This is a genomic window from Streptomyces canus (genome assembly GCF_041435015.1).
GTDB lineage: Bacteria > Actinomycetota > Actinomycetes > Streptomycetales > Streptomycetaceae > Streptomyces > Streptomyces canus_G.
The window spans coordinates 1,102,180-1,114,382 of sequence record NZ_CP107989.1; the positions used below are offsets into that span (position 1 = coordinate 1,102,180).

Genomic DNA, 12,203 nt, shown 5'->3' on the forward strand with positions numbered 1-12,203 from the left:
TACTCACCAGGACACCGGCAACCGCCGCGGCCCCCGTGTCAACTGCCCCTCCCGCCACTCGATCGTCTCCGGCGTGAACTCGGCCCGCAGCCCCGGGAACCGGACCGCCAGCCGGTGCAGGGCCAGCCCCAGCTCCAGGCGGGCCAGCCACGCGCCGAGGCAGTGGTGGGGGCCGGCGCCGAAGACCACGCTCGGTGTGGTCACAGGGGCGAACAGATCGGTCTCGTCGGGCTGCGGGAAGACGTCCGGGTCCCTGTTCGCCGCGTTGGTCTGGACGGCGACCACCGCTCCCGCCGGAATGGTCACCCCGCCGACCTCGACCTCCTCGACGGCCCGGCGGATCAGCCCGGGCAGCACCCTCCCCTCACTCAACGGGATCGTGCGCAGGAGCTGCTCGACCGCGGTCTCGGCCGCCTCCTGGCTCTCGGCGAGCCCCGGCCAGGCCTGCCGCCCGTCGGTGAGGAGGTGGACGACGATGTTGCCGAGGGCGGTCATCGTCGTCTCATGTCCGGCGACGACCAGGCCCAGGACCAGGACGACCAGTCGGGGCTCCTCGATCCCGAGGCCGTCACCGGCGACGACCAGGGCGCTCACCAGGTCGTCGCCCGGCTCCTTGCGCCGCTCGGCGAGCAGTTCCGCGCAGAACAGACCGAACTCCCGCATGGCCGCGCCGACTTCCTCGGCACTGTGCGCACCGCCGGACAGGGCGTGGTCGGCCCAGACCCGGATGCGCTCCCAGTCGGCGTGTTCCAGGCCCATCAGCCGGGAGATCACCGACACCGGCAGCCGGCGGGTGAATCCCTCGACGATGTCGGCGGGTTGCGGCTGCCCCGCGAGGTCGTCGAGGAGGGTCTCCACCACGGAGGCGGTCCAGGGCCGCCAGCGGGCGACCGCGCGGGGGGTGAAAGCCCGCTGGACCGTGCCCCGCAGCAGTTGGTGGGGCGGGCCGTCCTGGTTGAGGAGGCCGTCCGGGGAGTCCAGCAGGTTCGGTACGACGAGAAGGGGCGGGGCGTCCGCGTCCCTGAGGGACTTCCTGTTGAAGCGGGGGTCCATGAGCACCTGGCGCACGTCGGCGTAGCGGGTCACGAGCCACACCGGGGTGCCGGTGGCCAGGGCGGTGAGCCGGGGCGGGCCGTTCTCGGGCAGGGGGATACGGTGCATGGGACGAAGGGTCCGGGACGTGCTGTCCGTGCTCATCCAAGTCTCCAGACACGCCGGTACACAGAGTTCTCCACGCTAGTGCGCCCCGCTGTGTCCCGTCAGTGTCCCAATCGGCCAACAAGACGGTCCCGCCGGGCTTTTGGGAGTCATCCCTGGGCATCCGTGCTTGTAGGAAGGAGGGCCGTCGCATGACGACTCCCATCAGGCGCGTGTCCAGGCGCATGCCCGGCTGGGCGAAGATACTGACCGCCGTCGTGGTGGTGCTCGTGGTGTTCTTCGCCGGGATCCGGTTCAGTGTGCTCCCTGGCCTCAAGGACCTGTTCGGCACGGAGACCCACGACCGTACGGGTCCCGCACTTCTGGAGTCCATCCAGGACATCAGCCGTTACGACGCCGCCTCCGGCAATTTCCAGGTCGTCGTGGACCTGGAGAAGGACACGAAGTTCCTGCCCGACGCGATCCGCGGCTCGCGCACCCTGTATGTCGGGGCGGGCGCCGTCGACGCCTATGTCGACCTCGGCAAGGTCGCCAAGAACGACGTGACGGTCAACGAGGACCGCACGGCCGCCACCCTCCATCTGCCGCACGCGCAGCTGGGCAAGGCCACGCTGGACGCCGACCGCTCCTACGCGGTCTCCAAGCAGCGCGGTCTGCTCGACCGGCTCGGCGACTTCTTCTCCGACAACCCCAACAGCGAACAGGCCGTGCAGAAACTCGCGGTGAAGCACATCACCGAGGCGGCCAAGGAGAGCGAGCTGACCAAGCGGGCCGAGACCAACACCACCAACATGCTCAAAGGACTGCTGAACTCGCTCGGCTTCAAGAAGGTCGAGGTCACCTACGGCAGCTGATCAGCCGCCGAGCATGCCCGGCAGGGTGAGGGCGCCGAGCACGGTCGTGCCGACCAGCACCCATGCCACGTAGTCGCCGACGTGCCCGGACTGCAGGCGCCGTAGCCACAGTGCCCGGTCCAGTGCGGTGAACGGCTTCGGGCGGGTGACGGCGAGGAGGGCGAGGGCCCCGGCCAGCAGGGTCGAGAGCAGGCCCAGCAGGACGCCGGCCGGGGTCCAGTGGACGGAGGTGAACACCCCCGCGGATCCGGTCTCGTTCACGGAGTGCGCGACCACCTTCGCGAAACCGGGGGCCACGCCGACGGTGACGGCTCCGGCGAGCAGCACGGCGGGCACCGCGGTCATGGTGTCCGGGATCCGGCTCAGCCGGTGCCGGGTCTCGGGCCGCTCGCCGGAGCCGGTGGTCTCGTACCCCGAACCGCCCTCGGGCCTGGGGCCCAGACCGCCGAACACCCGGGCGGCGACCCGCAGAACGGCCGCGGCGGTCACCGCGCTCGCCGCCACGTACAGCACCGTGAGCGGGCCTCCCACGGCCTCCTCCGTCACCGACTTGCCGAGTGCGGTGCCGAACGGCGGCAGGCCCGCGAGGCCGAGGGCTCCCAGGACGAACAGCACGGCTACGCCTTTCAGTTCGCGGGCCCTGCCGTACAGCGCGTGCTCGTCGACGCTGCCATAGCGGTCGAGGAGGATGCCGGTGCACGCGAACAGGGCGGCCTTCACTCCGGCGTGGCCGAGGACGTACAGGGCGATCCCGTCGTCGGCCTCGGGCTTCAGAACGCCGATGCCGATGAGGAACAGCCCGGTGTGGGCGACCGTCGAGTAGGCCAGCAGCCGTTTGATGTGCCGCTGGTACCAGCACATCACCGCGCCGATCACGGCCGTCAGCGCGCCCAGCACCACGAGGGCCCGCTCGAACTCCGGGGCCGGGACGCCGCCGGGTCCGGAGAAGACCGTGCCGTAGACGCGCCAGACGCCGAAGACGCCGAGTTCGACCATGACACCCGACAGCAGCATGCACACCGGGGTGGGGGCGACGGCGTGCGCGTCGGGCAGCCAGAAGTGGAAGGGGACGGAGGCCGACTTGACCAGCAGTGCGGTCATGACCAGGACGAACGCGGCGAGGACCAGGGCGTCGGGACGTCCGTGCGCGTCCAGCCCGCGCCCGATCTGGTGCATGCCGAGTTGGCCGGTGCGCGCGTACAGCAGCCCGATGCCCATGAGCATGGCGTAGGCACCGAGCGAGGTGACGACCGCGAAGGTCAGCGCGCCCTGCACGGCCCTGGCCTCCTCGACCCGGTGGCCGGTGAGGGCGTACGCCACGACGCTCATCAGCTCGAACCACACGAACGCGTTGAACAGATCCCCCGCGATCGCGAACCCGCACATGCCGCCCTGGAAGAGCAGCAGGAGCGCGGGGAAGGAACCGGCGTGGCCGCGCGGCGGTTCGTCGAAGTAGTGCCAGGAGTACGCCAGTGCCGCCAGGGTGAGCAGGGAGGCGAGCGCGGCCATGCCGAGGCCGGGGCCGTCCCCGGTCAGGACGATGCCGACGCTCTGTCCGTCCACGGGTGTCCAGCCGCCGGCCCACTCCAGGAAGGGCGGGGAGCAGTTCAGCAGGAGGACGAGGGCGAGGGCGGCCGTGCCGGCGGAGACCGCGCAGCCGACGGTCTCGGCGACGAGCCGGGGCATGAGGCGGCCGCCGGCGACCAGCAGGGCGGCGCCGAGGAGCGGTACGGCCACCAGCAGGGGCAGCGAAGCGTCCATCAGCCGCGCAGCTCGGAGAGTTCGTCGGGGTCGACGGTGCCGTGCCGTTTGGAGATCTGCACGACGAGGGCGAGCAGCAGGGCGGTGACGGTGGCGCCCACGACGACGTCGGTCAGCGTCAGGGCCTGCACGACCGGGTCGACGACGGGGCGGGAGCCGGGTTTCAGGTCGGAGAAGACCGGGGCGGTGGCGCCGTCGCGGTAGCCGACCGTCAGCAGCAGGACGTAGGTGCCGGCCTGGCACACGGACAGGCAGCCGACGGCGTGGATGAGGTTGCGGCTGGTGGCGAGGCCGTAGCAGCCGACCAGGAAGACCCATCCGGCCACCAGATAGGGAAAGACATCCATCACTTCCCGTTCCCCTCCTCGATCTCGACGGCCTGGTCCAGGAAGCGGGCGAGCAGGACGACGACCGCGCAGGCGACCTCCATGCCGACGGCCGCGTTCAGCAGGGGGACGGTGCCGCCGGACGACAGCGTGTTGAAGGTGCCGTACGGCAGCACGGTGTTGGCGAGGAAGGCCGTACCGCCGATCAGCCCGGCGAGGCCGGTGACGACATAGGCGGAGGTCGCGATCGCGTCGCCGGTCTCGTAGAGACCGACCGGCCGGACGCGTTCCAGGGCCCGGTAGTCGGCGCCCAGGTAGAGCAGGTGCAGGGAGGTCGCGGCGACGACCCCGCCCTGGAAGCCGCCGCCGGGGCTGAGCTGGCCGTGGGCGATCACGTAGAGGCCGGTGAGCAGGGCGACGGGCAGAAGGAGGAGGGCGTGGCGGCGGACCGGGCGGGCCACCGTCTCGGGGGCGGGGCGGCCGCGGTGTTCGTCACGGGTCTGCCGCAGCAGGATCACGCAGCCGACGACCGCCGCGAAGAGGATGGTCATCTCGCCGAGGGTGTCGAAGGCACGCTGGTCGAAGTTGACGGAGGCGATGACGTTGGCGGTGTGCCGGGCCAGGGAGGCGTGGACGGCACGGTCGCCGTAGGGATGGCGGTCGCCGCCGAAGGCGGGCAGGTCGAGGGCGGCGGCCACGAAGAGGGTCGCCAGGCCCGCGCCGCCCACCGCCAGGAGCCACAGTCGGACGCGTCGGCTCACCGGTGGCGTCCTTCTTTCCGCCCGCGCCGCTTCACCTTGTGGACCGCGAGCAGGAGCAGCAGCGGGGTGAGGGCGGAGCCGACCGCCAGTTGCGACAGGGCCACGTCGGGTGCCTGGAGCACGGTGAACAGGACCGCGAGGACCACGCCGAGCACGGACAACACGAGGGCCTGGCGCACGGGGTCGCGGACGGCGACCGCCGCCGTCGCGGAGACGGCGACCAGCAGCAGCGCGACGACGATCACCGCGTCAGCCACGGCGGACCCCCGGGAAGCCGCCGGACAGAGCACGTGAGGCGACCATGTTCCCGCCGATCAGCAGGGCGCCGACGACCAGGAGCTTGGCCATGGCCCGGCTCGGCCCGACGGCCACGCACAACGCGGGTACGACCACCGCGCCGACCGCGGCGGCCGCGTAGGTCAGGCCCCAGGCGCTCGGCGGGTCCTCGGCCAGGTCGTCGGCGAGCAGCCTGGCGAAGACGAGAGTGCCCACCGGGCCCAGCAGGGCGAGGACCAGGGCGAGATCGACGTAGGAGGGACGGTCGTAGCCCTGGGAGAGCAGCAGGAGGGCGGGGCAGGCGAACGCGGTGCACAGGTTCTGTGCCACGACCCGGCGCCTGAGCGGCCCGGTGGCGACGCCCCACACGGTGGCGCCCACTCCCCCGCCGAGGGTGACGGCCGCCGTGAGGATCCAGCCGTTCACCGGCCGGTCACCGCCCGTCGGGCGGCCCGGGCGGCGAGTGCGCCGAGGCAGGCGGCCCCCGCGCCGACCGCGAGTTCCAGGGTGTCCACGGTGCTGATGAACACGAGCCAGAGCACGGCGAGCCCGGCCCACCAGCCGAGGAGTTCGGCCGTGGCGAGGAGTGTCGTACGCCCGTTCATGCGCCACCTCCTCGCCGCCGCGGCCTGGGACAGGTCCGTCGCGCGCCATCCAAACACCGGCCCGAGGGCGTGCGGTGGCGACGCGCGCGGTACTCAGCCCGGAGTGCCCCGACCGTACGAAGGGAAACCGGGGCCGGTCGGGGCACGGCGGCATTCTCGGGCCGATCAGGGGTAATCGCCTCACGACACGGGGAAGTTGAGAGTGGAGGACTACATGGCCTGGGCGCCCTCACGTTCGCGAGCGGGGTCGGACACCGGCACCACCAAGACCGAGCGGGCGGCGAAGCCCGCCCGCCCGCGGCGCGATCCGCTCTCCCTCGTCGTGCGTTTCGTGGCGATGGTGTTCGCCTTCGCCTTCATGGTGGCGTTCGCCGTCGTCCTGGCACGGCTGACCCTCGAACCGTCGCCGGCTTCGGTGGACCTGACCCACACCAACCTGCATCCCGGTGACTCCCTCAAGGCGTATCTGGACCAGCCCGAGATGCGGGATGCCGTCAAGCAGATCGGCGGGAACATCCTGCTGGGCGTGCCGTTCGGGATCCTGGTGCCGATCGTGGCTCCCAAGACCCGCGGGCTGCTGCGGATCCTGCTGCTGACGGCCGTGGTGATGCTGCTGGTCGAGTTCGCGCAGGGCGCGCTCGTGGAGGGCCGGGCCTTCGACATCGACGACGTCATCCTCAACACCTCCGGCGCCCTGATCGGCTATCTGCTGCTGGGACGGCGGCTGAGCCGGGCGGTGCACAAGAAGCCGGCCGCCAAGTCGGCGAAGAAGGCGTAAGGAATCCCTTCCGGCTCAACTTCTGGTCCGTACCAACGTATTGACGAGCCCTTAACTCACTCCTTAAATCAAGAGGCGACACCTTCACCCCCCACCTCGAAGGAAGAGCCGTGGCCGCCTCACGCCTGCTGCGCAGATGCCTCCTCGCCGCCCTGTCCGCCGCCCTGATCTCGTCGGGTACCGCCCAGGCGAACCCACCCGCCGCGACCTCGTCCGTCGCCGCGGTGACCTTCTCCGACACCTTCGACGGCCCGGCCGGAGCCGCCGTCGACTCCTCGAAGTGGCAGATCGAGACCGGCGACAACGTCAACAACCATGAGCGGCAGTACTACACGTCGGGCAGCAAGAACGCCGCTCTCGACGGCCAGGGCCATCTCGTGATCACGGCGCGGCGCGAGAACCCGGCGAACTACCAGTGCTGGTACGGCACCTGCCAGTACACCTCGGCCCGGCTCAACACCTCCGGGAGGTTCACGGCGCAGTACGGACACGTCGAGGCGCGGATGAAGATCCCGCGCGGGCAGGGCATGTGGCCGGCGTTCTGGATGCTCGGCACGCCGGTCAACTGGCCGGACTCGGGCGAGATCGACGTCATCGAGAACGTCGGCTTCGAGCCCTCGACCGTCCACGGCACGATCCACGGCCCCGGCTACTCCGGCTCGGGCGGCATAGGCGCCGGCTACTCCCTGCCGAACGGCCAGGCCTTCGCGGACGCCTTCCACACCTTCGCCGTCGACTGGGCACCCGACTCGATCACCTGGTCCGTGGACGGGAACGTCTACCAGCGCCGCACGCCCGCCGATCTGGGCGGGCGCACCTGGGTGTTCAACAAGCCGTTCTTCCTGATCCTGAACCTCGCGGTCGGCGGCTACTGGCCCGGCGACCCGGACGGCTCCACGGCCTTTCCGCGGCAGCTCGTGGTGGACCACGTGTCGGTGACCACCGGCGACACGGCGACGGGGGCGGCGATCCGGGGCCTGGCCGGCAAGTGCGTGGACGTCGCCGGGGCGAACCCCGCGAACGGGACGGCCGTCCAGCTCTACGACTGCAACGGCACCGCCGCCCAGCAGTGGACCGTCGGCTCGGACGGCACGATCCGCGCGCTCGGGAAGTGCCTGGACGTGACGGGCGGCGGCACCGCGGACGGGACGGCGGTCCAGCTCTACGACTGCAACGGCTCCGGGGCCCAGCGGTGGTCGGTCACAGGCGCACGCGACGTCGTCAACCCGCAGGCCGACAAGTGCCTCGACGTGACGGGCAACAGTTCGGCCAACGGCACCCGGTTGCAGCTGTGGACCTGCACGGGCGGCGCCAACCAGAAGTGGACGGTCGGCTGAACCGGGATCAGTGCCGGGTCCAGGTGAACTTGTCGCCGCCCACCCAGCGGACCACGTCCGGGTCGTCCAGGTCGTGGACCGTGATGCCGAAGGCGGCGGCCGCCTCCAGGACGTCGGTGACGGCCCTGGCCTCGCCGACCACTTCCCCGTCGATCTCCACGATCCGGAAGGGAGGCGTGGTCGGCTGGACCCCGAGCACGATGATCCGCGGGTTGGCCATGTACGGGCTCGCGATTTCGGTCATGCATAGAGCGTAGAACGCAATGCCCGGGAGCGAGGGGCGGGCGTCAACGGCCGAGCAGGGTCAGGACCACCGCCTCGACCAGCGGAAGCCCCTCCCACCGCCTCAGGGGCGCCGCCACTCGTCGTCCTCGAGGTGCGAGCCGGCCTGCGGGCCCATCCGGAGCATGCCGCCGTCGACACTCCAGGACGCGCCGGTGACATACGTGGCCTCGGGGCCGGCGAGGAAGGCGATCACGCCGGCGACCTCACGGGCGTCCCCCGGACGGCCGAGCGGGACGCCGGGGCGGTCCTCGGTGTGGACGTCGGTGTCGTCCTGGCCGGTCATCGGGGTGGCGATCTCACCGGGCGCTACCGCGTTGACGGTGATGCCGTGCTCGGCGAGTTCCAGGGCCATGACCTGGGTGAGCAGCCCGAGGCCGCCCTTGGCCGCGCAGTAGGGGGCGGCGCCGACCCGCGGCTGGTGCTCGTGGACGGAGGTCACGTTGACGATCCGGCCGCCCGAGCCCTGCCGGATCATGTGCCGGGCGGCCCGCTGGCCGCACAGGAAGGGGCCGACGAGGTCGACGTCGAGGACCTCGCGGACGGTGTCGAGCTCCAGGTCGAGGAAGGGCGTCATGGTGCCCGTGCCCGCGTTGTTGACCAGGACGTCGAGGCGGCCGAGCCGGTCGCACAGTTCGTCGACCGTGCCGGCGGCGACAGGCAGTCGCGTGAGGTCCATCTGGGCCACGACGGCCCGCTGCCCGTGGGCGCGGACCTCCTCGGCGGTCTCCTCGGCACCCTTGAGATCGGTGTGCCACGTGATGCCGATGTCCATCCCCGCCCGGGCCAGCCGGACGGCGGTGGCCCTGCCGATGCCGGAGTCGGCTCCGGTGATCACGGCCACCTTGCTGCGGGGTGCGGTGGGGGCGGACATCTGGGCCTCCTCGGGAAGGGGGGCGTCGTCGGGGGTGACGAGGCGGTTGCCGGACGTCCGGGGTCCGAGGTCCGAGTGACATCCGACGAGGCATCGCAGTACCCGGCGGCGTACCGGACAAACCGTCCGCCCGTCGTGCGGGCCCCGTGGGCGTGGGGAACCCTGGAGTCGGAGGTGGCGATGGATCCCGTCGAAGCCCTGGACCGGATCGCCTTCCTGCTGGAGCGGTCCCTGGCACCGACCTACCGCGTGCGTGCCTTCCGTACGGCGGCGCGGGTGCTGGCCGAGCTGCCCGCGGACGAGGTGCGCGAGCGCGCGCAGGCCGGGTCGCTGGAGTCGCTCAAGGGCGTCGGCCCGAAGACGGCGCAGGTGGTGCGTGAGGCGCTGGCCGGAGAGGTGCCCGGCTACCTGGAGAAGCTGGAGGGTGAGTCCACCGCCGCGCCGCGCGCCCGGGGCGGCGACCGGCTGCGGGCGCTGCTGCGGGGGGACTGCCATCTGCACTCCGACTGGTCGGACGGCGGCAGCCCGATCGAGGAGATGGGCCGGACCGCGGCGGAGCTCGGCCATGAGTGGGCGGTGCTGACCGACCACTCGCCACGGCTGACGGTGGCCCGGGGACTGTCCCCGGAGCGGCTGCGGCACCAACTGGACGTGGTGGCGGCGCTGAACGAGACATGGGCGCCGTTCCGGCTGCTCACCGGCATCGAGTGCGACATCCTCGACGACGGCTCGCTGGACCAGGAGCCGGAACTCCTGGAGCGGCTGGACGTGGTGGTGGTGTCCGTGCACTCCAAGCTGCGCATGGACGCCCGGGCGATGACCCGGCGCATGGTGGCCGCCGTACGAAATCCGCACGCGAACGTCCTCGGGCACTGCACGGGGCGGCTGGTGACCGGGCGGGGGCGGCCCGAGTCGGAGTTCGACGCGGACGAGGTGTTCGCCGCGTGCGCCGAGTCCGGCACGGCGGTGGAGATCAACAGCCGTCCGGAGCGCCTCGATCCGCCGCGCAGGCTGCTGCGCCGGGCGGTCGACGCGGGAGTGCTGTTCTCGGTCGACACCGACGCGCACGCGCCCGGCCAGCTCGACTGGCAGATCCTCGGGTGCGCGCGGGCGGAGGAGTGCGGGGTGCCTGCCGAGCGGATCGTGAACACCTGGGCTCTGGAGGAGCTGCTGACCTGGTCCCGGGAGGGCCGGGTGCCGTCCCGAGTGACGAACGTCTGACGTGGTACTAGGGAGGGCACGACAGGAAAGGGGCGGTTCATGCGACGCGCGGCAGTGTTCGACGTCGACGGCACTCTGGTGGACACCAACCACCTGCATGTGACGACGTGGTGGGAGGCGCTCCGGCAGGCGGGCCACCGGGTGCCGATGCATGCCGTGCACCGGGCCATCGGACTCGGCTCCGACGATCTCGTCGCCCATCTCCTCGGCGACGACCGCGACAAGGACCAGGACGACGAGCTCGGCGCCGCCCACAAGGCCCTGTACGGGCAGTACTTCGACCGGCTGCCGGCGCTCCAGGACGCCGGTCGGCTGCTGCGCCGTCTGGACCAGGACGGCTGGCGGGTGGTGCTCGCCACCTCGGCGGGCGGAGCGGAACTGTCCGCGCTGCGCCGGGCGATCTCCGCGGACGACGCGATCATGGCCACCGCGAGCGCCGACGACGTGGAGGAGGGCAAGCCCTCCCCCGAGCCCGTCGAACACGCGCTGGAGCTGGCCGGGGTGCCCGCGGAGCGCGCGGTCTTCGTCGGCGACACCGTCTGGGACATGCGGGCCGGCTCCCGGGCGGGCGTGCGCTGCGTCGGCGTCCTGTGCGGCGGCATCCCTCGCGCCGACCTGGTGGAGGCGGGCGCGCAGGCGATCTACGACGATCCGGCCCACCTGCTGGCATCCCTTGCGGACAGTCCTTTGGCATGACGTGCCGGACGGCACGGAACCCACAGCGGATGACTGGTGTGACAGAAGCTCTACGTCGACCCCGCCCGACGCACGCGGTACGGGAGGAGGCACATGCCGTCGGCCGGGCGGCCCGTGCCGCCTGCCGTGGGCCCGGGCGGGAACGCGATCTGCTGGTGCAGTCGCTCAAGGCCTCGGCCGCCGCGATCCTCTCCTGGCTCGTGGCGGGCGTGTGGATGGGCGATCCGATGGCCCTGATGGCGCCCTGGGTGGCGGTGGTGCTGGTGCAGGCCACCGTGTACAGCTCGCTGATGCAGGCCGCTCGGCAGTTCACGGCGATCTGCGCCGGGGCGCTGCTGGCGTCCCTGGCGCTGGCCGTCACCGGGAACACGCTGGGCGCCGTGGCGCTGTCCGTACCGCTGCTGATGCTGCTGGCGAACTGGCCGCGCTTCGGCGACCAGGGGATCTACGGCGCCACCACCGCGCTGTTCACCCTCGCCACCGGCGCCGCCGACGCCTTTGCCGTCGGCCACCGGGTGGGTCAGGCCGCGCTCGGCGCGGTCATCGGTATCGCCGTGAACGCCTTCGTGCTTCCGCCGATCCATCTGCGGGACGTGCGGGAGAACCTCGCGGCGCTGGCCCGGGAGGCGGGCGACGTGCTGCACACCGTGTCCGGTGACCTGCGGGACGGCGAGTGGGACGCGCAGGGCTGGTCGCACGCCTCGGCCCGTCTGGAGCGCCGGCTGGACGCGCTGCGGTCCGCGCGTGGCTGGAGCCGGGAGAGCCTGCGTCTGACCGCCGCCCCGCGGCGTGCCGTACGGCGGCTTCCCGCGTCGGTCCCACCGGAGCAGGACGACGAGCGCTGGAGCCGTGTCACCGGGCACATCCGCGCGCTCACCCGGACCCTGGCCGTGGCCGCCGACGACGGTCGCGCCCCCGCGCCACCCACCAGGCCGGCGCTGGACGCGTACGCCGACCTCCTGCAGCTGATCGGCGACGCCTGTCACGCGGAGAGCGACCGGCTGTTGACGGCCGACGAAGCGGCCCGTCCGGACGACCATGCCGAGTCGGCGATGCGGGAGTTGCGCGGACAGCTGCAGGACGGTCTGCGGGAGCACGCCGGGCAGGGGGGCGACGGCACGACGGTGCTGGGGAGCCTGCTCCTGCAGGCCGAGAACCTGTGGAGCGAGACCGTTCCGACCGGTCGTCACGGGTGACACAGCTCACCCGGGAATGCCCTCAACGGCGGAACACCACAAGGTGGTTGCCCGTTGAACAGACCGTGGGTACGGACG

At 71.9% G+C, this 12,203-nt stretch carries 15 protein-coding genes; 6 read left to right on the plus strand and 9 right to left on the minus strand.

All coding sequences use genetic code 11. The features are described from left to right. Positions 1 to 3: 3 nt before the first annotated feature. Positions 4 to 1,197 carry a cytochrome P450 gene (locus OG841_RS05210; RefSeq protein WP_371563756.1) on the minus strand — a complete coding sequence of 398 codons (1,194 nt, stop codon included), beginning with the start codon at positions 1,195 to 1,197 and terminating at the stop codon, positions 4 to 6. Positions 1,198 to 1,349: 152 nt separating this feature from the next. Here OG841_RS05210 and OG841_RS05215 point away from each other — a divergent pair, with 152 nt between their 5' ends. Continuing rightward, positions 1,350 to 2,012, plus strand: a complete 663-nt coding sequence (locus OG841_RS05215) for a DUF4230 domain-containing protein (RefSeq protein ID WP_328642558.1) — start codon at positions 1,350 to 1,352, stop codon at positions 2,010 to 2,012. Here the strand turns inward: OG841_RS05215 and OG841_RS05220 are convergent, their stop codons facing one another. The 6 genes from OG841_RS05220 to OG841_RS05245 are packed head-to-tail and all read right to left on the minus strand — an operon-like array spanning position 2,013 to position 5,741. Beyond that, positions 2,013 to 3,773, minus strand: a complete 1,761-nt coding sequence (locus OG841_RS05220) for a complex I subunit 5 family protein (protein ID WP_371563758.1) — start codon at positions 3,771 to 3,773, stop codon at positions 2,013 to 2,015. Then, positions 3,773 to 4,120 carry a sodium:proton antiporter gene (locus OG841_RS05225; RefSeq protein WP_328642556.1) on the minus strand — a complete coding sequence of 116 codons (348 nt, stop codon included), beginning with the start codon at positions 4,118 to 4,120 and terminating at the stop codon, positions 3,773 to 3,775. Before OG841_RS05225 ends, OG841_RS05220 begins: the two co-directional genes overlap by 1 nt. Then, on the minus strand, positions 4,120 to 4,860 hold the full coding sequence (gene mbhE / locus OG841_RS05230) for a hydrogen gas-evolving membrane-bound hydrogenase subunit E (protein ID WP_328642555.1): 741 nt from the start codon (positions 4,858 to 4,860) through the stop codon (positions 4,120 to 4,122). Before mbhE ends, OG841_RS05225 begins: the two co-directional genes overlap by 1 nt. Then, complete coding sequence (locus tag OG841_RS05235) at positions 4,857 to 5,117, minus strand: hydrogenase subunit MbhD domain-containing protein (protein ID WP_280860863.1); 261 nt, start codon at positions 5,115 to 5,117, stop codon at positions 4,857 to 4,859. The genes mbhE and OG841_RS05235 overlap by 4 nt, the downstream gene beginning before the upstream one ends. Beyond that, positions 5,110 to 5,562, minus strand: coding sequence for a monovalent cation/H+ antiporter complex subunit F (locus OG841_RS05240; RefSeq protein ID WP_328642554.1), 453 nt, complete (start codon positions 5,560 to 5,562; stop codon positions 5,110 to 5,112). Before OG841_RS05240 ends, OG841_RS05235 begins: the two co-directional genes overlap by 8 nt. Further along, positions 5,559 to 5,741 carry a hypothetical protein gene (locus OG841_RS05245; RefSeq protein WP_328642553.1) on the minus strand — a complete coding sequence of 61 codons (183 nt, stop codon included), beginning with the start codon at positions 5,739 to 5,741 and terminating at the stop codon, positions 5,559 to 5,561. Before OG841_RS05245 ends, OG841_RS05240 begins: the two co-directional genes overlap by 4 nt. Positions 5,742 to 5,955: 214 nt before the next feature. Here OG841_RS05245 and OG841_RS05250 point away from each other — a divergent pair, with 214 nt between their 5' ends. Continuing rightward, on the plus strand, positions 5,956 to 6,519 hold the full coding sequence (locus tag OG841_RS05250; RefSeq protein WP_371563762.1) for a VanZ family protein: 564 nt from the start codon (positions 5,956 to 5,958) through the stop codon (positions 6,517 to 6,519). Between the two features lie 110 nt (positions 6,520 to 6,629). After that, a complete protein-coding gene (locus OG841_RS05255) occupies positions 6,630 to 7,856 on the plus strand; it encodes an RICIN domain-containing protein (protein WP_371563764.1) in 1,227 nt (408 codons plus the stop codon). Positions 7,857 to 7,863: 7 nt separating this feature from the next. On the opposite strand, the gene OG841_RS05260 is transcribed toward OG841_RS05255, so the two are convergent. After that, positions 7,864 to 8,100 carry a hypothetical protein gene (locus OG841_RS05260; protein ID WP_326660950.1) on the minus strand — a complete coding sequence of 79 codons (237 nt, stop codon included), beginning with the start codon at positions 8,098 to 8,100 and terminating at the stop codon, positions 7,864 to 7,866. Positions 8,101 to 8,202: 102 nt separating this feature from the next. Next, the gene (locus OG841_RS05265) at positions 8,203 to 9,012 is read right to left on the minus strand and encodes an SDR family oxidoreductase (protein WP_371563765.1); all 810 of its coding nucleotides are present in this window, start codon (positions 9,010 to 9,012) and stop codon (positions 8,203 to 8,205) included. Between the two features lie 180 nt (positions 9,013 to 9,192). Between OG841_RS05265 and OG841_RS05270 the strand changes: the two genes are divergently transcribed. Genes OG841_RS05270 through OG841_RS05280 form a run of 3 tightly spaced genes read left to right on the plus strand, consistent with a single transcriptional unit; the run spans position 9,193 to position 12,125 of the window. Beyond that, positions 9,193 to 10,233 carry a PHP domain-containing protein gene (locus OG841_RS05270; RefSeq protein WP_371563767.1) on the plus strand — a complete coding sequence of 347 codons (1,041 nt, stop codon included), beginning with the start codon at positions 9,193 to 9,195 and terminating at the stop codon, positions 10,231 to 10,233. 39 nt (positions 10,234 to 10,272) lie between these two features. Further along, positions 10,273 to 10,929: an HAD family hydrolase gene (locus OG841_RS05275; RefSeq protein ID WP_371563769.1), complete on the plus strand. Its 657-nt coding sequence runs from the start codon at positions 10,273 to 10,275 to the stop codon at positions 10,927 to 10,929. A gap of 29 nt (positions 10,930 to 10,958) precedes the next feature. After that, complete coding sequence (locus OG841_RS05280; RefSeq protein WP_371563771.1) at positions 10,959 to 12,125, plus strand: FUSC family protein; 1,167 nt, start codon at positions 10,959 to 10,961, stop codon at positions 12,123 to 12,125. The last annotated feature ends 78 nt before the right edge of the window (positions 12,126 to 12,203 follow it).